This window comes from Acetivibrio mesophilus, from assembly GCF_004102745.1.
GTDB lineage: Bacteria > Bacillota > Clostridia > Acetivibrionales > Acetivibrionaceae > Hungateiclostridium > Hungateiclostridium mesophilum.
Window position 1 is genome coordinate 65,771 of the sequence record NZ_RLII01000009.1, and the last position, 24,505, is coordinate 90,275.

Sequence of the window (24,505 nt, forward strand, 5' to 3'; positions counted from 1 at the left end):
TTCAAATGCGTAAGATATGAAAACTTCATTCTAAAATGTTTGCAAAGACAAATCAAAGTATATAGAAACGCGACCTTTATTTATTTCATATAAATTATATCATACACCAGTCGCTATCTTCAATTAAAACAGTAATATTTAACATTCAGTCTTGCCACACTGCCTCAAACACTAAAGAATTTCTGAAAGTATATCCGGGAAAATGGCAAGACTCCTTTTCAAAATCCCCTGCATATATGCAATGGAAATTCCGTAATTGGTGATAGGCACTTTCTGCTCCACGGCATATTTATAACGGTATTTCATTTCTCTTTCATTGAGCATGCAGCCGCCGCAATGCACAACCAATTTGTAGCCGGATAGATCTTCCGGAAACTCTGTACCCGATGTAAATTCAAAGTTCAACTGCTTTTTAGTATAATTATTTATCCATCTCGGAAGCTTCACCGTTCCTATATCATCGCACTGTCGGTGATGGGTGCACCCTTCGGAAATGAGAATGGTGTCACCGTCATTCATGGAATCTAGCGCTTTTGCCCCCTTTACTGCAATTTCGAGATTGCCCTTGTATCGCGCAAAAAGAATGGAAAATGAAGTAAGGTAAATATCCTCCGGTGTATCCGCCGATACCTTTTCAAATGCCTGACTGTCAGTGATGACAAGCTTCGGCTTCTTACCAAGGCTGTTGAGCGTATCCTTAAGTTCGTACTCCTTTACCACAATTGCAACAGCATTGGACTCTAAAATATCACGAATGGTCTGCTGTTGAGGAAGTATAAGACGGCCCTTGGGGGCTGCTTTATCAATAGGTACTACAAGTACAGCAAAATCCGAAGGATTAATTAGGTCACCGACTATTTTGTGCGTAATGTCCTCAGTAACAGCAAGAGCTGCGATTTTTTCCTTCAATTGCTCAATGTTGTATCCCGTTTTGGCACTAACATAAATTTCATTATTGTCTATTGCCTCTTCATGCTCTTTCAAATCTGCCTTATTGTAAACAACAACATACTTTATATCCTTCTTATTAAAGAGTTCGATCAATTTATCATCATCTTCCGATTTGCCGCAAGCAGCATCGATTACCAGCACGGCAACATCGGTTTTATTAAGTACCTGGCGACTTTTTCTTACCCGTAGTTCCCCCAGCGCTCCCTCATCATCAATTCCGGGAGTGTCGATTATCACAACCGGACCCATAGGCAAAAGTTCCATTGATTTGTAAACAGGATCAGTGGTTGTTCCTTTCACTTCTGAAACAACAGCTAGATCCTGACCTGTGACAGCATTTACAATACTCGATTTACCGGCATTTCTTTTTCCGAAGAATCCTATATGAACACGGTTTGCAGAGGGTGTTTCATTCAATCCCATGTCGATTACCTCCTATGCTCTTTTCTTTATATATTATCAGGTAAAAACCGTACATGTAAACCTTATTGTTATGGAAATTATAACGATGCAATATTGGTACTGAATTCTGCTTCTCAACATATAATGAATTATGTTATGTGCAATAAATATATAGAAAAGGAGAAATAGCCAATGCAGCTTTGTTACGGTGATAAGAATAATATAAGAATCTTGGAGGAAGCCAAATTCTGGAAAAGGCAAGAGTCAGAACACACTGTGGTCATCAGGAAAATTATACAAGATCTGGAGGATGAGTTTGTAGAAAAGCTGGATGAATACCAGAAGATTCTTAGTGCAACAGAGGCCACAATCTTGCAATATATTGAAAGGCTAAATAGATCTTGCTATGCAATGACCCCTGAATTAGTACAAAAAATTGCAAATATTATTGAAATTACTTTACGTCAAAGCGAAATCTTTGTAAACTTTTTGAATACTATGGCAAAAGAGAGCGAAGCAGTTAAAAACAATTTAACTGCCTCGGTTGTGATTAATCATATTATCAGAGAATCCGAATATTACATTGGCATTGCAAAGGCATATCTTAGCCATATTGCGTATAGATAATCAGGATTAAGGTTCTTTACCATAAACAAGTTTATTGGAAATATATACAGTTATCTTGTTCCAATCGGTATAATCTGAAGCCGATGAGTTGAAAGAATAATCATTTGACTGGGTATAGTTTGACCAGTCATCTTTTGAAAACCTTACCTGTACTTCAACACTTTCTCCAGATTCAAGGGTTCCTGCTCCGCCGGCAAATCCAACTTCAAGGTAGGCGTCCGCTCCATCTCTAGGTGAAGGAGCATCAAAAAAGTTCCCCGTAACATTTGAATTGCCGGCACTACTCCAATCACACCAGAAGTTTTGGGGAGTATCCCCATCTTTTGTATAATAATATCTAATCTTGACATCGGACAAGTTTATAGACTTTGCGCCATTGTTGGTTATTTTAAATTTTGGATTAATACCGTTTGTTGAAGCTCCTGCATTCCCGGTTGCATATTGCAATGACACCCCTCCTTTATTGCCCTGTTCTTTATCCTTTATACTATTCTGCCCGGCAGGGGTGTTAAAATCAGCTGCAGGCTTTTCTGTGTATTTTGTTGCAAGTTCCGAATCATTTTTTACTGTAGAAGTTGCCTTAGGGAAAGCATCATTTTTTGAAGGATTTTTCGCTGGTGAACCCGGTTCCTTTCCAAATACCAACACCCCGGTATCATATACCGGAATATACTCAGATTTTACAACTGCTCCTGCCGATAGGCCTTGATATGAGTAATCGTTTTCGGAATTTAGCACTGTGCCTTCGGGTGCGGAAATTCTAAATTGCACTTCCTTCTTGTATGCTGATTGTCCCCCGGGATATATTTTGGTTCCCGATAAATCCACCTCCACATAATAAATATTATCTTTGTAGTGTTTGACATCAGATAGCTTTGCTCCCTGATTATAGCTGGAACTTACTGTTAAGTTGCTTGCAGTATTGCCTGCACCACCAAGCTCTTGAAGGTCGATAAAATATCTAAAGGATAAATTCTCACAAACTCTTGCAGGCCAGCCCGACTTGTTATTCACCACTGCTTTTATTTCAATGAAATTGTTCCCCGAAGCATTTATGCCTGCTTCAACGAATATTTCATCCTCGAGAATCTCTTCTATACCGCTAAATTTGGGATCGGGGCTTCCACCATAAAGCTTATACATTTTTGCAAGCAAACCGACAAAACCCGCATTGTAGTCACAGGCCACTTCATTATTGACATAATTGCTGATATCATCCGTATAGTTATCCGAGTTATCAGGTCCCCCCACAAGGGCACCATAGAGAACATGCCTGTGCTCAGAAGGTTCCATCTGGCTATCTGCCCATGAACCATGAGCCGTTCTGTGATGAGGCCTTTTCGTTGAATTTTCCCCAAAGCCGACAACAAAGCTTTGCCCTGTGCTCCCCAAGGCATAATCAGCCTGACTTCTTGCAAACTCCAAATAATTCTTTGCCTTATCTTTATCACCATTTTCCCAGTCGGAATAAACACATGCCAAAAATGCCGTTGTGGTTGCATATCTCAATGCTCCCCATTGGTCAAGCCATGCCAGTCCTTTCGGAGTATACGCAACTCTTTCTCCATTATATCCGGTGGTCCACCAATCAAGGTGCCTTTCTATTGACTCTTTATATATTCCATTATCATTCTTAATTTTCGCCAAAAGAAGATAAGTGCCATAGGTCACGTCATCCCAGCATTGGGCCCACTTGTACTTTGGTGTGTTGGTCTGCGGCTCATATCCCCATTTATCAGAATAGCTTTCAGCCTTTTCTAAATAGGAGGAATCATCGGTAGCCAGATAGAGCCATGCAGCCGCCCAAGAAAGCTCATCATAAAATCCGCTCCATGAATCATAGAAACCATTGGCTGCGGTATAGCCTTCATCGCTTTTGGTGGTATCTGCAAATTCAAATAGTTCTTTTGCATGTTTCAAGCATTCTTTTGAGTATTCTTTATCCACCTTTTTAAATATTATTGATGCTACTGCCAAAGCCGCTGATGTCTCCGCCGAAACTGCAGAACCGGGCGATGATTTGTCAACTTTATACGAAGGTCTTTCCATAGGCAGTACTTCGGCCGGACCCCACCATGCGTGATCGGCATGTCCGTCACCTACTTGGTAATAGTATACATCCTTCTGTGGATGACATTTGATAAGATAATCACAAGCCCATTTTATGTTATTCAATATATGGTTATACTGTCCGCTTTGCTTAAATGCTTCTTCGTATTCATATACCGCCCAGCCCAGCATAGCCGCCGAATAAGACATGGGCAAATTAAACTTTGCATGGTCTCCTGCATCATACCACCCGCCGGTAAGATCAATTCCTGCATCTTTTCCGTCGTCAAGCCCAGAATCTCCGCGCCAATTCAGACGAAGAGTTGATGGATCGAGCTTTCCGGACCTTTGACACTCGTAGAAGAAAATTGCTTTCTGCAACGCTTCCCCATAGTTAAACTCACCAGTGGCCGGAGGCTGCTTCGGGATCTCCTCTTGAGGTAAATATTCGCTATTCTTATTTCTCCCTGCCAAATCATCATTGGCTTTTAAACCGGACTCATCCGGAGTATTGGAAGATTCCCGCGCCCAAGGATTTGTAAACAATAGGACAGTGCCCAAAATCACAAAAACTGCAAGCGCTAAAAGAACTTTTCTTCTTTTCAATATGTCAATCAGCCTCATGGTATCCTTTTCCCCCCACAGCAATTAATAGAAATAGACTTATCAATTTAATTCAATAAAGCTATATTTATCCGCACTATTAGTTTATTATAACATATGAACCTCGTCAAATTCGATAAAGTCTAAAAGTCAACTATTGTCGACAATTATCCCCTCATTAAGTTTATGATGGATTTAGAATAATAACCCATAAAAAAACAGAGTGAACACTAATGCCCACTCTGCTTTATGTATGCTTAATATTTTCCAAATTCATTGTCAGATAACAGTATTTTTTGCTTCAAATCCGAAATATCATTTTCTGATGCTCCCATATTATCAATATACCTCATGTCTTTTTCCTTGTTGGGATTATTCGGTTGCTTCTTTTCCGTATACTCTCCCAGCATCTTCATAATTTCAGGGCTAAGCTCCTTATACCTGTTGTATGTCATCTTTCCCATGTTTTTTAACTTAAACTTGGCAACGGACTGTTTCAGGAATTCAGCCTGGCTGTACAGCTCTTCACTTGCAGCTGCACTCTCTTCCGATGTAGCTGAGTTGGTCTGCACAACATGGGATACCTGCGCAATTCCCTGATTTATCTGCGTAATGGCTGCAGCTTGTTCATTGGAGGCAACAGCTATGTCATTAACCAACGAAGCTGCTTTTGATACGTCCTCCACTATCTTATAGAGGGCTTCGGCAGTTTCCCGGGCTATCTTTGTACCATTTTCAGTTCTCTTAATTGTTCCCTCAATCAGTTCCGTAGTTTCTTTTGCTGCATTAGCAGACCTGGCTGCAAGATTTCTCACTTCTTCCGCCACAACCGCAAATCCTTTGCCGTGCTGACCAGCTCTTGCCGCTTCAACCGCAGCATTAAGAGCAAGAATGTTGGTCTGGAAGGCTATTTCATCTATTACTTTGATAATTCTGGAGATATTTGAAGAAGAATTATTGATTTCCTCCATGGCATTGAGCATGTCAGCCATTTGCTTATTTCCCTGCTCCGCATTACTCCGGGCAATTTCAGCCAGTTCATTAGCCTGATTTGCATTCTGGGCACTGAGTTTTGTCTGTGTTGATACTTGCTCGAGGGAAGCTGTCAACTCTTCTATTGAACTAGCCTGTTCGGTAGCTCCCTGTGAAAGCTGCATACTTGAATCCGATACTTGTTTTGACCCTGATGCCACCTGTCCTGCAACTTCGTTGATATTCGAAAGAACCTCGTTATTGGTTTCAACCATTTCGCTAAGCTTTTTACCCAGCAGGTCTTTGTCTGATTTGACTTTGACATCAACAGTCATATCACCGGCAGCAATCTTTTCTACCACATAAGCCTGCTCTCGAATATTCTCTACCATGCCTTTGAAGGATTCTACCAACTTTCCAATTTCATCCTTGGTCTCAGCCTTGATATCTACATCCACGTCTCCTAGGGCCAGTCTGTCAGCAGCATCAACCAATTTCGCGATAGGTTTGCTGATTATTCTGGATATAAATACTCCCAGGGCAATAGCTATTAATACACCTACAAATACCACCATTATCATTATTGTTGAGGCACTTGATGCGATCCTCTTATTTTCATCCACTCTTGCTTTAGCTGCAGTGGAGTTATATTCCATTAAGACTTCAAGAGCATCCCTCAGCGTATCGCCAGCTTCAGCCATATCTCCGAGAAGTAACGTTTGTGCCTCTTCCATCTGCCCCAATTTAACAAGTTCCATTTCTTTGTTAACCGTAGATTTATACTTTTCCCATTTGGGCCCTAATTCGTCAAACAGTTTGCGGTCGGTATCATTTGTAATTGCATCCTCATACAGACTTAAGTATTTTCCAACATTTACAATATGTTCTTCAATTTTTACCATAGATTCTTTTTGCTTCGCTGAATCATCAAACAACATCATTCTTGCTGCATTAAACCTCATGCGTTGAAACTGCAAAGCAGCTTCAGCAATGTAGTTGATACCCATTGTGTTATCCTCATACAGTTGCACATCCGCTTGGCTCATATTATTGATGTTTACGAGAGCAACACCGCCGACAACTCCTGCAATCACTGCAAGCACTAAAAAAGCTATAATTAATTTTGCTGATATTTTCAAATCATAATACCATCGCATTATATAATCCTCCTTGATCTTATATTGCATTCCTTTGGCATTTCATTTCTTTAATCCATAAGAAGTTTCTCACAATCCAGTATCAGCTTAACCTCACTTCCGGTCTTGCCTATTCCTTTAATAAACTTATTCTCGCTTTCGTTAAAATCAGGGGGAGTAACAATCTCCTCGTTCGGAATGGACATCACCTCCCATACGCTGTCTACAATCAGTCCAACGAGAATATTGTCAGAGTCAATAACAATTATACAAGTTCTATCGTCATACTCTTTGAATTCTTTGCCGAATCTCAATCTGACATCCATTACGGGTATTATCTTTCCGCGCAGATTTATTATCCCCCGAATATACCCCGGTAAATCGGGCACTTCTGTGATAGATTGAATTCCAATAATCTCTGTAACATACTTAATTTCAATCCCATAATATTCCTTTCCAAGGATAAACGTCAAATACTTATCTTTCTGAGTTTCTTCTTGTCGCAACTCTAATTCGCTAGTTAGTGTTTCAGTCATTCCTTTTCACCTCCTTGTACGATTTACCCAGCTATTATTATCAGTGACTTTTACCACTGTTCGACCCAACTAACGTAAAATATGGTTTGTTAGCAGATAATTACAACATCACAAATATTTGGTTGCAAATAAACCGTATGAGGTTAATTGCTTCACTAATAGGGTTATCCCCCACCGAATTCGCTGCGTATATCTAGATGGCGCAAATGCCCCCCAAAAGTAATTAAACTGTCATCAATTTGTTACTATGGATAAATTGACCTTTTGAATCTACTAAGATTTTCTTTCACATAAATATTAGGATAGGTATTTTGAATTATGAAAAGACAATGATTTATTTTCAATCATTTCCAAAAATATAATTCTCTTGACAACCTGCACAATTCTGATAACCAAAGATAATTTTATTGAAAGCTTATCGAAATACTGTGTCGACAAGTTATCGCTCCTTTCAATGCTATAAATAATATGCAGATATTGCCAAGCATTTGTGCAACGGTAAAGACTTTATGTTTATTTCACAATTAATATTTATTCTACATAAATAATAAACTTCCTTCTTACTTTTAAAATTCTTACATAATTCTCATACAAGTAAAGATTGCCGATTATTTATAAGAACTGTTATAACAGTTACGATAACCTCTGTCAAAACAAATGCCATCCATACTCCTGTCATTTCCCACATCCTGCTTAGTAAAAGAACAAGAGGAACAATAATAATACAACCTCGTGCAACAGAAATGATAAATGCATACCTTGCCTGCTCAGTAGCACTTAAATACATTGCCATAATTAAATTGATTCCTGCAAAGAAAAAACCGATAAAATAGATTCTAAGTCCGGTTTTTGTAATACGGGCAATTTCCAAATTCTGCTCACCATTGAAGATATTGATAATATTGTCCGCATAAAAAAACATTCCCAAATATATAACTGTCGCTATCGTAAGTGAGGTGAACAGAGCGTATTTCAGCACTTCTCTAATTGCCTTGTAGTTTTTCAATCCATACTCTTTGCTGACAAGGGGCTGTATCCCCTGCGCAATTCCCGAAAAGACTGCAATTCCCACAAGTGCTATATTGGCAACAATTCCATAAGAAGCGACACCCAAGTTACCCCTAAGCCCCAAAATCACCAGATTAAAGGTTATAAGGACAACAGAGGAAGACACCTCAGTGATAAAAGAAGATAACCCCAAACTAAACACATCACATATAGAAGACCAAGGCATTCTGCTTTGAATATATCTAAAGTTATTTTTCCTTTTAATAAAATGAATTGACAATATGCCTATGCTGATTATTGGTGCAAGACATGTTGCAAATGCGGCACCGAACATTCCCATTCCAAGGGGAAACATGAATACATAATCCAAAATAATATTGGAAAAGCTCCCTGTCAGCATTGCAATCATTGATAAATTCGGATTATTATCATTACGTATAAAAGCAAGCAAAATGTTATTTACGATAAAAAACGGGGCAAAGCATAGTATTGTCGTGAGGTATGTTTTAGTCATCGGTAATGTGGACATATCAGCACCTAAAATTGAAGCCAAAGACCTCGAACCAAATATACCGATAATTGCAAAGATAACTCCTATAATCACACCTAATTTTAAACAAGTGGAAAATACTATGTCTGCATCCTTTTCTTCATTTCGGGACTTTAATATACTGTATCTTGCAGCTCCGCCAATTCCAATCATCAATCCGACGCCATGGATTAAACTGTATATCGAAATAGAAAAATTAAGTGCAGCTATACCTATTGATCCCAATGCTTTTGATATAAAAAATGTATCTGCTAAAATATAACAAGAAAGTCCTATCATTCCGAGGACATTTAAGCTCACATACTTTATGAAATCTCTAAATATATATCTCTCCATCTAAAACCCTCCATTAAGATAAAAGCTCGGGACATCGATTCCCTTCTCTTTACCTCTTTCATTTCACTCCAAGGGGCTAAATCAAAAAAGGTGTTCCGAACATTCCTTCTAAGACCTAACGGAATGTTTCAGAACACCTGAAATTCTTTACCCGGTGGCAAAGACTAGGCTTACTTTAAAAAGCATTATTAATTCTAATATAGTTTTCACGGTATGTCAATATACTTGCATCAGCCACATTTTACTTAATAATAAGTTCTTTCGGAAGAGCTTCGTTTTTCATAAGATGCCACATTCTATCTATATATGAAAGGGTGTAAAAATTCTCATAATAATGATAGTAGTATGATCCCTTAGTTGTCATAATGTATTGATTCTTTTCCTTCCTGACAAATCCCAATATCCTTGCAAGGATAATCTCAAACCCATAATTGCGCTCAAGACTCTCACCGAAAAACTCTCGAAAATCTATCGGGCTTACCCTCATCGAATATGCTGTCCAGAATAGGTAATAAACCATTCTTTGTCTTAGAGTAAAATTTAGCGTCAAAGCGGTAGGCAAATTATCACTTTTGATCCTCCTCTGATATTCCTTTATATCAAAAGTATTTATCTTGAAACGATCTTTAAGCAAGGTAGTCGCCGAGCAGCCAAAACCAAGAAAATTCTCCCGGGTCATAGAGGAGTACTTTGATGTCCCATTCTTTGAAAACGTCCAGATAGAATCACGAACATATCCTCTCTCCTTGCAATAGTCCACAATTTCATACAACAGCTTTTTCTTTCTCCTGTTGCTCATTTTTATAAAATTCCGGTCTGTGAAGGTGAAATCTATAAACGGGTAGATTGCAATGTGATTCGCACCATTATTGAAAGCAGTTTCAATATCATTTTTTATATTTTCAATTGTTTGGCTGGGTAATGCAAAAATAAAATCCATTGAAACCGTTTCAAAACGCACCCTCTTGAGCGCTTTGAACATTTCGTCATAATCGAATTCTTCCCTTCCCAAAAGCTTCAAATACTTTTCCTGGAATGCTTGGATTCCGATACTGATTTTTGATACTCCGGCAGCTTTTAGGATTGCAAGGGTTTCTTCAGTTACGTCCTTAGGATGAAGCTCCAGACCTATTCCTTCGGTTATGGTAAAGTATCTTTCAATCCGTTTGATAATACAGTCTATATCATTTAAAAGCAGTGCAGGAGTTCCACCCCCAAAGTAAAGGCTTGTAACTTGCTTTTTATCTATGCCGACAGTACTGCCCACCATGTCAATCTCCTTCAGCAATGCTTCAATATATTGTTCTGCTAAGGCTTCATCGTATACGACCTTGCAATAGGGACAAAAACTGCATAGTGATCTGCAAAACGGAATATGAACATACAATCCGAGACCTTTTGTGTCTTGATAATCCAACATATTATCATATTCATTTGTAAAATGAAACGGCTTAAACGTTCTTGTCAGCCATGCTCTTGTCAATGTGGTTATTACGCCCATATCCGTTCAACCTTTCATTAAATATATCTTAAATATGTCCTAAGCATATCAATGGCTATCTTGATTTTTCCGCTAAACACAAGAGTGTACTCAGCCGCAAAGAAATATCCGCACTTTTCACAAAGCCCCGGAACATCAATACATCGTCCGCATACAGTTAACTTTCCGTTTTCCATAACAACACACTGATGGCAAGGAGTCGGAAAACTATTGTCAACAATATAAGGAAAGGCAGATTTCAGATTAAAAACAGGATAGCCCATATCTATCAGCTCGCTTATTGTATCACAACAATTCTTTTTTTCATCAATACTCAATTCCAGTTCTTCAGTATCGGGATATGGAGTGTGAAAATTGAAAGATACAGCTTTAACTGCAGGCTTATTTTTTGCGACATCACAAACTTGTCGGATACAAGTCTGATTGATTTTGTTGATTGCCATATATAAGCAAATATTATCCGATGCAGCTTCATCAATATTCTTCATTATAGTGTCATATGTATCCCCGCGGATAATGTTATGTCTCTCTCTGTCACCATCGAGACTTAGCAGTATTAAATCCGCCTCGGGCAAGTTAAGCTTATAAGTTCCGTTGGTAACTACATTAACAATATAAAATCCCATTTCCTTTGCTTCTCTTACCAAGTCACGCAGAGTTTTATTTTCACTACTCCAAAGAAAGGTTTCCCCACCGCAAAAGAAAAGAATCCTTATTCCTTGTTTATACATATATTCCATTTCACGTCTTATATTCGTATATGAATATACTACAGAAGTTATATTATTCACAGAGCAATGTTTACAATGCAAATTACATTTGTCTGTAAGAATAATCGTTCCTAAAATGGCCTTTTTTCTACGAAAAAGAATAGTACTGATTCCAAATGCTCCAAGCTTTATCAGATGATTTATTTTCATATCAGCCTCACAAAATGTAATTTAAGACCTCTCTTACTTTAAACATACCAAACCATCAATTAGAAATCAAGTAGAAAGAAGTATGGGCCAATCATTACTGACTGGCCCTTTATTTATTATTTCATATTTTATTTAGTCCATAAACAATTTTATATCGTCCTCAACAGTGCCTATACCTGCAATACCGAAATTCTCCACCAGAACCTTTGCCACATTCGGCGAAAGGAATCCCGGCAATGTAGGCCCAAGATGGATATTTTTCACACCCAAGTACAGGAGAGCCAAAAGCACTATAACAGCCTTCTGCTCATACCACGCTATATTAAATGCAATCGGAAGCTGGTTGATATCGTCCACTCCAAATACCTCTTTAAGCTTAAGTGCAATAACTGCCAGCGAGTATGAATCGTTGCACTGACCGGCATCCAACACTCTCGGGATACCACCGATATCTCCTAATTTCAACTTGTTATAACGATATTTAGCACAACCTGCCGTCAAGATTACAGTGTCTTCCGGAAGCTTTTGGGCAAACTCGGTGTAATAATCTCTAGACTTCATGCGTCCATCACAGCCAGCCATAACAAAGAACTTTTTGATAGCTCCCGATTTGACAGCTTCAACCACTTTATCGGCAACAGCCATTACCTGATTGTGGGCAAATCCCCCCACAATGCTTCCTGTTTCGATTTCATCAGGAGCTGGTAAAGTCTTCGCAAGCTCAATAATCTCCGAAAAGTCCTTTTTACCGTTTGCATCGGCTTCAACATGCTTGCATCCGGGGAAACCCGACGAGCCGGTCGTAAATATTCTCCTTCTAACCTCTTCGCTCTTAGGAGGTACAATACAGTTTGTGGTAAACAGAATAGGTCCGTGGAAGGACTCAAATTCACCCACCTGTTTCCACCATGCATTCCCGTAATTGCCCACGAAATTGTCATACTTTTTGAAAGCCGGATAGTAGTGGGCAGGCAGCATTTCGCTGTGGGTGTATACATCTACTCCTGTTCCTTTTGTCTGCTCTAAGAGCTGCTCAAGATCGGTCAAGTCATGCCCCGAGATAAGTATAGCAGGGTTCTTTCTAACACCGATATTTACCTCGGTAACTTCCGGGTTGCCAAATCTAGATGTGTTTGCCTCATCAAGGAGTGCCATAACCTTTACACCGTATTCACCGGTTTTCAGCGTCAGCCCGACAAGGTCATCAACTGAAAGTGTATCATCTAGAGTAGCCGCCAAAGCCTCATAAATAAAGCCATAGATTTCCTGGCGTTCTTTTCCGATATTTTTTGCATGTTCGGCATAGGCTGCCATACCCTTGACACCGTAAGTAATCATTTCCCTTAAGGAACGCACATCTTCGTTTTGGGTGGCCAATATGCTTACCGAATCTGCTTTTTCAAGCATTGATTCCCTTGTATCTACAGAAAAGACCGCCGCATCGTGAAGACTCGCTGTTTGTATGGATTTTTTCATTTCGTCCCTAATGGCAAGCATCTTTCTTATCTGTTTTTCAATTGAACCATCGTCAAAATTTGCGTTGGTAATAGTCATAAACAGACTGTTCAATACTTCATAATTTGCATCGCCAAGCTTATCGACATCAACCTTTCCCTTGGTAACGATATTTGAAATACCCTTAACAATATAAATCAAAAGATCCTGAAGTTTTGCAACTTCCTCATTCTTACCGCACACCCCACGTACTGTGCAGCCCTTTCCTCCCGCAGTTTCCTGACATTGATAACAAAACATTCCCATTGCTTTTCCTCCTTTAATGCTTTTTATTTTATTTTCATAAAATTATTTACTCAAGAATCTGCCCATCCGTCGAAATTGTTACTACCTGCCACGGTATGAATTTTCCACTATTCATAAGTGCTCTTTTAACCGCATTTTCGATGCCGCCGCAGCACGGAACCTCCATCCTTACAACAGTGACACTTTTGATACTGTTGTTTTTGATAATTGCCGTCAGCTTATCGGTGTAATCTCCTTCATCCAGCTTTGGACAACCAATCAGGGTTATTCTATTCTTTATAAACTTGTTGTGGAAATCGCCGTAGGCATATGCCGTGCAGTCAGCTGCAATCAAAAGATTTGCATCTGTAAAATACGGTGCATTGACCGGTGCAAGTTTAATCTGGACAGGCCACTGGGAAAGCTGGCTTGTATTTTCATTGACCTCGGTACGGACAGGTTTACTTTCATTTTCCCTATTGATAGTCTTAAGTTGCGTACCGGGACATCCGCAAGGCAAACTTTCTTTCTGCTTTTTTATCATGTTTTCCTGCACAGCGGCTTCGTCATACTCTGCTGCTTCACGTTCCTCAAAAGTTATAGCTCCCGTAGGACAAACCGGCAGGCAATCTCCTAAGCCATCACAATAATCATCCCGCATTAGTTTTGCCTTTCCGTTTACCATTCCTATGGCTCCTTCGTGACAAGCATTTACACACAATTCGCACCCTGTGCATTTATCTTCATCAATTTTAATTATTCTACGAATCATCTTATTACCCTCTTTCATCTTATTTTTTTCATTAACTTTCTCATTGACTTTATGTTTTAAGTTTACTATACTGAGAACAATAAGTCTGTTGGAAATCCAACAAAAAGAGGTTATTATGAAAAAATATTTGGAAATTTTAAAAAAAGTCAACTTATTTAAAGGAATTGAAGAATCGAACCTGCTCTCACTTATGTCTTGCTTGTCAGGAAAACTTATGCATTATGAAAAAAATCAGACCGTTTTTATGAGCGGTGAAACCATTAACTCTTTTGGAATAGTTTTGTCAGGCCAGGTTCAGATTGTCCAAGAAGATTATTACGGCAATAGAAGTATCCTCGCCAATATAGGCGTAGGCAATTTGTTTGCGGAATCCTTTGCCTGTGCCCAAATAGAAATGCTTCCGGTCAGCGTAATTGCAACCACCGAAAGCGAGCTTCTTTTTATCGATTGCCGCAAGATTGCCAATCCATGCGCAACCGCCTGCTCTTTCCACAGCCAACTGATTCAAAACTTGTTACATATTACTGCGATGAAAAATATATCCTTGACACAGAAAATTGAGTTTATTTCAAAGCGTACCACTCGGGAAAAGCTTATAGCCTATCTTTCCGCTGAAGCGCAGAAGGCCGGAAGCAATTGCTTTTGCATTCCATTCAGCCGTCAGGAACTTGCCGATTACCTGTCAGTTGATCGAAGTGCAATGTCGGCAGAGCTTAGCAAGCTAAGAAATGAAGGGATTTTAAAGTATAAGAAAAACAATTTTGAACTACTATAAACTATAATTATTTATCCTCATCCTCTTTAATAAGATCTTCTATATGCTGTTTTGCTTTTGGAGATAATGCATCGCTTAGATAATTGCGGTCCATTCCATGCATTGGGCGATATTCCTGCCTTATTCTTTCATTAGCTGCTTCAAGCTCAGCCTTTAATTCTCTGGCAGATAATAAAGAACATCCTTCTCCCCTTACAATCATCTGCTGCAAACCATCGGATGTAGCAACTGTAATGTTATAGTTTTTCTTGTTCTCATGGGCAAATTTTTCAATATACTGATCCGCCGTTTGTGCCTCTCTTGTGTACACCATATGGATATTATAATAATCTATTACTTCTTCGCGATGCCCCTCAACACGGTAAGCATCAAATACGACTATAATATGATATTTTCGAATCCACTGATAATTGCTTAGCAAGTCAAGCAATTTCATTCTTGCACTATCCATATTCTCATCTGCAAGCCCTTTTAGTTCAGGCCACGCATAGATAATATTATAACCGTCCACAAGGAGATACTCTTCTTTTCTTTCCTCCTGTCTTTTTATATAAGTGACAGGTTTATAGTATCTTTCTCCTGCTGCTTTTTGCTTCTTCCAGATAGACTTTCTTCCCTGGTTTGCATAGAAGGTTTTATTCATAATTTGATCGATTTCTTCCAAGCTTATCGCTTCTTCTTTTGAATATGAGGTCCTGTCTTTATTTAAATCCTCCGTATCATCCTTCTTTTGGAAATAGCTTTCAACATGCATGTAATTCTTTACCTCAAACCAATCGACCAAAAAGCTACCTCCATGGGCACAAAATACAGAGCCCGTAGGATTTTGCACATCCCTTTCCGAATCATATCCTATACGTTCTATAACCTCCTGCGCATTATGGCATGGTTCGTACCCTTTCAAGCTGCAAAAAAGCCTGCCAAGGCCTTTTGTATAGGCTACAACCTCTTTCTGATAATTCCTCATAGTGACAACGGGAGCACTGCCTAAAAGAACTGCCATCTCGCCATTTATCTGTGATATTTCGCATGTTCCGTGCATTTTCTCAATATCCATCATAGCTCTTCCTACCATTTTTTCAGGCACTTCCAGTTGAAAAGCATAATAGGGCTCCAGCAGTATGGATTCTGCCTCTTTTAGCCCCTGACGCACCGCACGATAGGTAGCCTCTCTGAAGTCACCTCCTTCTGTATGTTTGTTGTGTGCTCTGCCGGATACCAAAGTAATCTTCATATCTGTAATGGCCGAGCCCGTCAAAACCCCTTTATGGACTTTTTCTCCAAGGTGGGTTAAAATAAGCCTTTGCCAACTTTTACCCAAGACATCTTCATTGCATTGGGCTCCGAACCTAAGACCGCTCCCCCGTTCCCCCGGCTCCAATAACAGGTGAACCTCCGCATAATGCCTCAGTGGCTCAAAATGTCCCACCCCTTCAACAGCATTGCCAATAGTCTCTTTATATACAATCCTTCCGTCGTCAAAATCCACTTCAACACCAAAGCGGCTTCGTATAAGGCTTTGCAGAATCTCAATCTGCACCTCCCCCATTACCTGCACCATGATTTCCTGCAACTGTTCATCCCAGGCTATGTGAAGCTCCGGCTCCTCATCTTCAATTTGACGCAGCTTAGGTAACATTACTCTCGGGTCACAGCCTTCCGGAAGTAAAACTCGATACCTCAGCACAGGTTCCAATAGCGGTGCTACTGAAGCCTTTTCAATCCCAAGGCCGTCTCCCGGTTTGGATTGGGTGAGCCCTGTTACCGCAAATACAGTTCCTGCATCCACTTCACTTACTGCCTCAAATTTCTCTCCGGAATAGATGCGGATTTGATTCACTTTCTCTTCCCAGACGCCATTTGTCAACACATCTTTTACTTTGAGTTTTCCGCCTGTCAGCTTCATATGGGTAAGACGGTTGCCCTGTTCGTCCCTTGTTATTTTAAATATCTTGGCTCCGAATTCATCAGGATAGCGAGGAATTATAGCATATTTTTCAATACCCTCGATAAACTCCTCAATGCCTTCCAATTTTAAAGCTGAACCGAAAAAACAGGGAAATACTTTTCTTTCCTTGACGGCAATACTAATCTGTGAATCCTCAATATGCCCGTTTTCCAGATAGGTTTCCATCAATATTTCATCACACATAGCCAACTGGTCATAAAAGGCTTCTGTCTCAACTTCTCTAAATTCTATGCATCCATCATCCAACTGCTTTTTTATTTCGTTAATTAACTTGTCCTTATTTGTGTCCTTTTGATCCATTTTATTGACGAATAAAAACACCGGTATCTTATAGATTTCAAGAAGATGCCAGAGGGTTTTGGTATGTCCCTGCACTCCATCAGCACCACTAATCACTAAAATGGCATAATCCAGCACTTGAAGTGTTCTCTCCATTTCTGCTGAAAAGTCCACATGCCCCGGAGTATCCAACAAGGTAATCCGGGTATTATCTATTTCAAAGATGGCTTGTTTGGAGAAAATAGTGATTCCCCTAGCTCTTTCCAATTCATAGGTATCTAAATAGGCATCTTTATTGTCTACTCTTCCTAGCTTTCTTATTTTCCCGCTTACATATAGCAAACTCTCTGATAATGTTGTTTTTCCAGCATCGACATGGGCTAATATTCCAATTACTATTTTTTTCATATTCTTTTCTCATTTCCTGATCGCTTCTCATCGATTTGCATTAAGACAAACCGGTTCAGTGCAAGCTTTATTATACTACAGTAAAGTTATTTTTGTAAATGTAGAGGCGTCTAGTGCCCCCAATCACATAATTGAATAATTGATATTATCTTATGAATATGCTAAAATTTTATTATTACAGAAAGTTACACATCTTTACATAACAACAGACAATGATTAATAAAATAACTTACTTTCCGGTACTATTTTTCATCAATTTCTCAATAGCATAGTTTCTTTCATAGACACAAAAAAAGTAGAATTATCAGTATTATTATAATGAAATTATTATTTAAGGGGTGTATTATTTATGAAGAAAGTTTTAGGCCAAGCACTGTGCCTACTGACAACGCTGGCAATGGCATTTTCCGTTCTTTTAGCCATACCTGTTTCAACTTACGCAGCCGATACCCTTCCTGTAAACGTTGAAGCTGAAGATTGTACTCTTGGCAATGGTGCTGTCATTACCACCAATGTCTACGGTACTCAATATCCCGGGTATTCCGGCGATGGATTTGTATGGGCATCCAACTCAGGCACAATAACCTTGGAAGTTACAGTTCCCGAAAACGCTATGTATGAGCTTTCAACAAGATGCTGGATGTATCTTGGCGCTGAGGGTGAGACCAGAATGCAGGTCGTCAGCGTCAATGGCAAATCATATAGCAACTATTTTATCCCTAATCAAGGCAAATGGATTGATTACAGTTTTGGATACTTCTATCTTGAAGCAGGTAAAACAACCATTGAGATTGGTTCCTCCGGAAGTTGGGGTTTTATACTGTACGACACAATAACCTTTGACTATGCCGATATGCCTGACCATATAATTGATCCAACTCCATGCGATCCAAAAGCAACTGCTGAAACAAAAGCTCTCATGAAATATCTTACCGGTGTATACGGAAAATATGTTATTTCCGGCCAACAGGAGATTTATGGCAACGGAAATGACGGTAATATGGAACTTGAATTTGAATACATTTATGACAAGACAGGCAAATATCCTGCAATCAGAGGTTTTGATTTTATGAACTACAATCCTCTGTATGGATGGGAAGACGGTACAACAGAACGTATAATTGACTGGGTAAAAAACCGTGGCGGTATTGCAACTGCTTCCTGGCATATTAATGTCCCCGCTGATTTTACAAGCTATACACCGGGTGACCAACTGGATTGGACAAACTGTACATACAAACCTACAAAAAGCTTTGATACAGCCAAATGCCTTGATAAAACATCAAAGGAATACACATATTTGATGATGGCAATTGAAGATCTCGCCGAGCAGCTTCTCATTCTTCAGGATGAAAACATTCCTGTGCTTTTCCGTCCTTTCCATGAAGCTGAAGGCTACAATAACACTGATGGTTCCGGAGCATGGTTCTGGTGGGGTTCCGGTGGTGCAGAAGTTTACAAAGAACTATGGAAGCTTCTTTACACTACCCTTACTGAAGAATACGGCCTCCATAATTTAATATGGGAAGTAAATCTTTATACATACGCCAATTCCTTTGAGTGGTATCCTGGTGATGAGTATGTGGATATTGTTGGATATGATAAGTATGAAGGTTCTCCCAACACTTGGGGCACCAGTGCTGCAACAACATTATTTCTCTCCCTTGTAGATTACACAAACGATACAAAGATGGTTGCATTGACTGAAAATGACGTTATTCCCGATATTCAAAACATAGTTAACGAAGGAGCTTGGTGGCTGTATTTCTGCCCATGGTATGGCGAATTCCTTACCAGTTCGAGATTCAACGATCCTGTACTTCTAAACACTATCTACAACAGTGAATATGTAATTACCTTAGATGAACTTCCCGAAAACCTTTATGAACACGATCCAATACCAGATATTACCTATGGTGATTTGAATAATGATGGAAAGATAAATTCAACCGACTTATCTATAATGAAAAGATATCTTTTGAAAATAATTTCAAAATTTGATGTTCCTGAAGAAGCAGCAGACTTAAATGGTGACGGTTTAATTAATTCTACTGATTTCACTATATTGAAAAGATTTTTGCTTAAAATAATAACAGAATTTCCTGTCGCCAAAAAGTAATTAATTTATTAAGTAATTGTATATTTTGCTATAGTAAAAAAGTACCCTTTGTCAATTAGCTCGAAAAGTCTAAAGGGTACTTCTTTTTTGACCTGTTTCGGTTAATATACCAACCGTGTTAATTCTATTTTCTTTCCTTTAACAAATCACGTATTTCTGTAAGCAACAGCTCTTCTTTAGAAGGTTCCGGTGCCTTCGGTTTTTCTTCCTCTTTTTTCTTAAAAGCAAACAACAATTTCATCATAAAGAAAATAGAAAAGGCTATAATTAAGAAATCTATTACTGACTGTAAAAACTGTCCGTATTTGAGGGAAAGCTCTGCAACATCTTCCGCAGCCGGTTTAATGACCAGCTTCAACGATGTTAGGTCAATACGCCCCAGAATAATTCCGAGCAAAGGCATAATAATATCATCTACTAAAGATGATACAATTTTACCAAAAGCCCCACCAATTATGACACCTATAGCCAAATCAATCACATTGCCCTTTAAGGCAAATTTTTTAAAGTCTTTAAGCATAACACATAATCCTCTCTTATTTTCTTATTATATTACCATTAATTCGAGCCAAATTACAAGCTCATACAAAAGCAATACTATAAATCAATCTGTATATTATTGTTGACAAATATCATTTTATCATCTAATTATTTTATCGGATAAAAAAGATAGAATTCAATTTCTCTATTGGGCTGTCCTTTGCTTTTCTTCTATAGTATTATTTGATAAAATATTCATACACGTTCTTTGCGATTTGGTAATTTTGAATTTCAATGAAAGAAGGATCACTAATGCATGAAGAAATACTGGAAAAACTAAAAAATATTGAAGAGGAAAACGATATCAATATCCTCTATGCTGTCGAATCCGGCAGCAGAGGATGGGGTTTTGCATCTAAAGACAGCGATTATGATGTACGGTTTATATATATTCATCCCACTGACTGGTATCTTTCCATTGAAGACAAAAAGGATTTTATTGAGCTTCCAATTAACGACCTATTGGATATAAACGGCTGGGATATCACAAAGGCATTACTGCAGTATAAAAAGTCAAATCCTACATTAATGGAATGGCTGAGTTCACCTATTGTTTACAGGGAAAGTTTCAGTACCGCGCAGAAAATGAGAGAATTACTGCCGTCCTACTTCTCACCTGTACCAACAATATATCATTATCTTCATATAGCAAGAAATAAATTTGAAGAGATAATGAACACAGACCAAGTCAAGATTAAACGCTTTTTCTATATATTAAGGCCCATATTAGCATGCATGTGGATTGAGAAAAACGGTACCGCTCCTCCGATGGAATTTAAAAAGCTAATGGCTGAGCAGCAGTTGGACGACTCCTTGGTTAGTGAAATTTCCAAACTGCTTGATAAAAAGACCTCTGGCCTGGAAATTGATATCGAACCAAAAAGCCCTATAGTCATTGAGTTTCTTAGAAATAAAATAATTCATTATGAGAAGTATCTCAAAACTGTAAGGAATGAAAAAAAGTCCGATTATGAACCTTTAAATACTCTATTTAGAGAAACCCTAAAGGAAGTCTGGAATTAATTAAAGTGTTTTGTAGAATTAAAGGAGTAACCGTATGAATATTCAAGATATAAAAGACAAGTTAAATACCAGTGCCTATGAATTTCTAAGGACGGATTCTCACCTTGGGAAAAACATATTAATTCTTACAACAGCAGGGTCCATTGCCTATAGAACCAATGTTGACACTAGCGATATTGATATCCGGGGCGTTACTCTAGAAACAAAACAGGACCTTATGGGATTGTCAAGCTTTGAACAGTTCGAAGACAGGATAACAGACACTGTGATTTACGGACTCAAAAAGTTTATAAATCTATGCCTCGATAGCAACCCAAATGTTTTAGAGATTCTAGGCACAAGACCCGAACATCTTCTTGTTATAACAAAAGAAGGTCAGCTTCTTAGGGATAATGTTGATTTATTCTTATCTAAAAAAGCAATCCAGAGTTTTGGCAATTATGCAACAGCCCAGCTAAGGAGGCTTAAAAATGCCCTTGCAAGAGATAACTATCCTCAAGCAGAAAAGGAACAGCATATTCTTGATAGTATTTTAGGTCAGATGGAGCACCTAAAAAGAACTTACAAAAGTTTTACAAAAGAAGAAATTGATCTTTACATTGATCAATCCGACAGACAAGAAATGGACACAGAAATATTTATTGATATATGCCTCAAGCATTACCCCCTTAGAGACCTAAAAAATATCTATTCAGATATGAACAACATTGTAAAGAATTACTCCAAACTAAATCACAGAAACAGCAAAAAGGATGAACTTCATCTTAACAAACACGCCATGCACTTAATCCGGCTCTTGATTACCGGTACAGAAATCCTTGAGGGCAAAGGAATTAACACTTATAGAGAAAAGGAACGGGACTTTTTCCTCGATATACGTAAAGGGAAGTATTCTTATAGCGAATTATTTGAGATGGTTGACATGTATGAACACAAATTCAAAGTGGCAGCTGAAAGCACATCTCTTCCTGAGCAACCGAATTATAAGCGTGTGGAAGAATTAATGCTGGAGATTTATTCTAAGGCTTGGGGTTTTGGGTCATGAAATCATTTATATTGCTTACATGACATCTTGAAGCTCTTTCATCAATAAAGCAGCTATTTTACCGCGAACCCCACTGCCAACCAATTTATTGTCTATATTATTTACAGGTACAATACCGATGACGGAATTGGTAACAAACACTTCTTCTGCACAAAGAAGTGTTTCCAATGAATAATGTCCTTCCTCACAAAGTAGTCCTAAGTCTTTGGTTTTTTCGATCACCCACTTTCGTATAATCCCTGGCAACAACCCGCAGCTTAGGTGGGGAGTATGTAATCTCCCGTCATGGACAAAGAATATATTGCTTTTTGATGTCTCCGTAATTTCCCCTTTTGCATTTAGAAAAATCACATCATCAAACCCATTATTCAAGGCTCTTTGCCCTTCCATATAATTTTCAAGATAGTTACCGGTTTTATGGGCAATAACAGGAGAATTGGCATTTTTCACAAGCCCGGATACCATAAGCCGAAAGCCAGTTTTATAAATAGTTTTGCTATATGTGTATTCCCGTGTTGAAAAAAGGATGGCCGGATCTATGCCTTTATTCTTATTACCGCAGGTGACAGTTAGTCTTAGTATTGTATTCTTCAAGTCGGACTTCTTTATATAATCCATTACCATAGACAGCAGATTTTCCTTGGTCAAATGACTATCAAAACCGAAATGCCTCATTGAATCAAACAGTCTGTCAATATGCTTTTCAATTAAGAATACTCTCCCATATTCATTTACAAGAAACGTCTCAAACAAGCTAAAACCATACAAAACCCCAAAATCATCAGGTTTAATACCGCTAAAGCAATCCATACTATCTGCTACCTCCCTGTCAACACCTTGAGCAAAGCCTTTCCCTTATCAAGGGTTTCCCGGTATTCATCCTCCGGGACGGAATCCCACACTATTCCTCCGCCTACATTAAAAAAGGCTTCATTATCTTTTATGACAATAGTCCTTATGGCTATATTTAAATCGCAATTGCCGTTAAAATCCATATAGCCTATTGAACCGGTATATATATTTCTCTTCACAGGCTCCAGCTCATCTATTATCTCCATTGACCGTATTTTTGGTGCCCCGGTTATCGAACCTCCGGGAAACGTTGCCTTTATACAATCTATCATATCTACATCATCCAATAATTCCCCTTTCACTGTGGAAACAAGATGTAGGACCGTAGAATACTCTTCTATTTCAAGCATTTTCTCAACATGCACGCTTCCTATTCTACACACCCTGCCCAAATCGTTCCGTTCAAGGTCGACAATCATTATATGCTCTGCCCGGTCTTTTTCGCTGTTTATAAGCTCATCCTTAAGCTTATCGTCTTCTTCTTTGGTTTTGCCCCTGGGTCTTGTGCCTTTTATCGGGCGGATTTCAATGGTTCTGCCGTTTATTTTCAGAAATCTTTCGGGGGAACTGCTCAAAACCTTTATTGCTTCAAAATTCATGTACGCCGAAAAAGGCGCAGGATTTAACTGCCGTAAATCAACATATATATCAAAGGGATCGGAATCTCCAATATATGTTCTAAACTGTTGGGACAAATTAGCCTGATAAATATCACCGTTTCTGATATATTCTTTTGCCATGCGAATCATGTTGCAATATTCTTCCAAAGTAAAATTCGAAGCAACAGAACCTTGACCTTCCGTCATTTTTTTTACGGGTTTATTCCCCTCGCTGCTTTCGCAGACTCTTCTTATTATACCGTTTATTCTTCTATCTAAGATTTGATCAATATCCCCTGTGTTTTCAAAACCTATGGATGACACTGCCGCATATGTCTTACGACATTTATGATCTATAATAATTGCATTACTATAAAATCCAAAAATCATGTCGGGTATATCCATATCCTCTTTTCCATGATCTTTAAACGTCTCTATCCGGTGGCATAAATCGTAGGAAAAATATCCTATGGCCCCACTAAAAAACGGCAATTCGGATACATACGTACTTTTGTATTTGTCCAACAACTCTCTTAAAAACAATAAGGGGTCTTCTGTATACTCTTCGATATGGGACCCTTTTATGAGCCTTATCCTGTCTCCCTTTGATGTAAACACCAAAAAAGGATCAAATACAATTATGGAGTTTTCACCCAATTCATTATTGATTAATGAACTGTCCAAGAAAACACTGTATGGAGCATCATAAAACTGCTTAAAAATATCTATAGCACTTTTTGAAGTTTCTATCTCTTTTTTAATAAATATTTCGTCCTGCATCGGTGTACCCCTA

Annotated in this window: 18 protein-coding genes; 5 read left to right on the top strand and 13 right to left on the bottom strand. The window is 38.7% G+C overall.

Annotated features, from left to right (window positions below; all coding sequences use genetic code 11):
• Positions 1–171: 171 nt before the first annotated feature.
• Positions 172–1,374, bottom strand: coding sequence for a [FeFe] hydrogenase H-cluster maturation GTPase HydF (gene hydF / locus EFD62_RS08940; protein ID WP_128705994.1), 1,203 nt, complete (start codon positions 1,372–1,374; stop codon positions 172–174).
• A gap of 171 nt (positions 1,375–1,545) precedes the next feature.
• Between hydF and EFD62_RS08945 the strand changes: the two genes are divergently transcribed.
• Entirely contained in the window at positions 1,546–1,980 is a 435-nt protein-coding gene (locus EFD62_RS08945; RefSeq protein ID WP_128705995.1) for a DUF2935 domain-containing protein, read from the top strand.
• A 6-nt stretch (positions 1,981–1,986) separates the two neighbouring features.
• On the opposite strand, the gene EFD62_RS08950 is transcribed toward EFD62_RS08945, so the two are convergent.
• The 8 genes from EFD62_RS08950 to EFD62_RS08985 form a co-directional block, all read right to left on the bottom strand.
• Positions 1,987–4,653, bottom strand: coding sequence for a glycoside hydrolase family 9 protein (locus EFD62_RS08950; RefSeq protein ID WP_128705996.1), 2,667 nt, complete (start codon positions 4,651–4,653; stop codon positions 1,987–1,989).
• 236 nt (positions 4,654–4,889) lie between these two features.
• Entirely contained in the window at positions 4,890–6,761 is a 1,872-nt protein-coding gene (locus EFD62_RS08955; RefSeq protein ID WP_170176852.1) for a methyl-accepting chemotaxis protein, read from the bottom strand.
• A 50-nt stretch (positions 6,762–6,811) separates the two neighbouring features.
• Positions 6,812–7,276: a chemotaxis protein CheW gene (locus EFD62_RS08960; RefSeq protein ID WP_128705997.1), complete on the bottom strand. Its 465-nt coding sequence runs from the start codon at positions 7,274–7,276 to the stop codon at positions 6,812–6,814.
• Between the two features lie 586 nt (positions 7,277–7,862).
• Positions 7,863–9,170, bottom strand: a complete 1,308-nt coding sequence (locus EFD62_RS08965) for an MATE family efflux transporter (RefSeq protein ID WP_128705998.1) — start codon at positions 9,168–9,170, stop codon at positions 7,863–7,865.
• 241 nt (positions 9,171–9,411) lie between these two features.
• Positions 9,412–10,671, bottom strand: a complete 1,260-nt coding sequence (locus EFD62_RS08970) for a coproporphyrinogen-III oxidase family protein (RefSeq protein ID WP_128705999.1) — start codon at positions 10,669–10,671, stop codon at positions 9,412–9,414.
• A gap of 17 nt (positions 10,672–10,688) precedes the next feature.
• Positions 10,689–11,591 (bottom strand): radical SAM protein, encoded by a 903-nt coding sequence (locus EFD62_RS08975; protein ID WP_069194435.1) that lies wholly within the window; start codon positions 11,589–11,591, stop codon positions 10,689–10,691.
• 132 nt (positions 11,592–11,723) lie between these two features.
• Positions 11,724–13,352, bottom strand: a complete 1,629-nt coding sequence (hcp, locus tag EFD62_RS08980; RefSeq protein WP_128706000.1) for a hydroxylamine reductase — start codon at positions 13,350–13,352, stop codon at positions 11,724–11,726.
• A gap of 46 nt (positions 13,353–13,398) precedes the next feature.
• On the bottom strand, positions 13,399–14,103 hold the full coding sequence (locus EFD62_RS08985) for an ATP-binding protein (protein ID WP_069196302.1): 705 nt from the start codon (positions 14,101–14,103) through the stop codon (positions 13,399–13,401).
• 115 nt (positions 14,104–14,218) lie between these two features.
• Between EFD62_RS08985 and EFD62_RS08990 the strand changes: the two genes are divergently transcribed.
• A complete protein-coding gene (locus tag EFD62_RS08990; protein WP_069194437.1) occupies positions 14,219–14,878 on the top strand; it encodes a Crp/Fnr family transcriptional regulator in 660 nt (219 codons plus the stop codon).
• 7 nt (positions 14,879–14,885) lie between these two features.
• On the opposite strand, the gene EFD62_RS08995 is transcribed toward EFD62_RS08990, so the two are convergent.
• Positions 14,886–17,534, bottom strand: a complete 2,649-nt coding sequence (locus EFD62_RS08995; protein WP_069194438.1) for a translation factor GTPase family protein — start codon at positions 17,532–17,534, stop codon at positions 14,886–14,888.
• A 349-nt stretch (positions 17,535–17,883) separates the two neighbouring features.
• Here EFD62_RS08995 and EFD62_RS09000 point away from each other — a divergent pair, with 349 nt between their 5' ends.
• On the top strand, positions 17,884–19,653 hold the full coding sequence (locus EFD62_RS09000) for a glycosyl hydrolase (protein ID WP_128706001.1): 1,770 nt from the start codon (positions 17,884–17,886) through the stop codon (positions 19,651–19,653).
• A gap of 124 nt (positions 19,654–19,777) precedes the next feature.
• On the opposite strand, the gene mscL is transcribed toward EFD62_RS09000, so the two are convergent.
• On the bottom strand, positions 19,778–20,173 hold the full coding sequence (gene mscL, locus EFD62_RS09005; protein WP_069194440.1) for a large-conductance mechanosensitive channel protein MscL: 396 nt from the start codon (positions 20,171–20,173) through the stop codon (positions 19,778–19,780).
• Between the two features lie 272 nt (positions 20,174–20,445).
• Here mscL and EFD62_RS09010 point away from each other — a divergent pair, with 272 nt between their 5' ends.
• Entirely contained in the window at positions 20,446–21,216 is a 771-nt protein-coding gene (locus EFD62_RS09010) for a nucleotidyltransferase domain-containing protein (RefSeq protein ID WP_128706002.1), read from the top strand.
• 34 nt (positions 21,217–21,250) lie between these two features.
• Complete coding sequence (locus tag EFD62_RS09015; RefSeq protein ID WP_128706003.1) at positions 21,251–22,261, top strand: nucleotidyltransferase domain-containing protein; 1,011 nt, start codon at positions 21,251–21,253, stop codon at positions 22,259–22,261.
• Between the two features lie 15 nt (positions 22,262–22,276).
• Here EFD62_RS09015 and EFD62_RS09020 read toward each other — a convergent pair whose 3' ends face one another.
• Positions 22,277–23,071 (bottom strand): aminotransferase class IV, encoded by a 795-nt coding sequence (locus EFD62_RS09020; RefSeq protein WP_083225132.1) that lies wholly within the window; start codon positions 23,069–23,071, stop codon positions 22,277–22,279.
• A gap of 8 nt (positions 23,072–23,079) precedes the next feature.
• The gene (pabB, locus tag EFD62_RS09025; protein ID WP_194087091.1) at positions 23,080–24,492 is read right to left on the bottom strand and encodes an aminodeoxychorismate synthase component I; all 1,413 of its coding nucleotides are present in this window, start codon (positions 24,490–24,492) and stop codon (positions 23,080–23,082) included.
• Between the last annotated feature and the right edge of the window lie 13 nt (positions 24,493–24,505).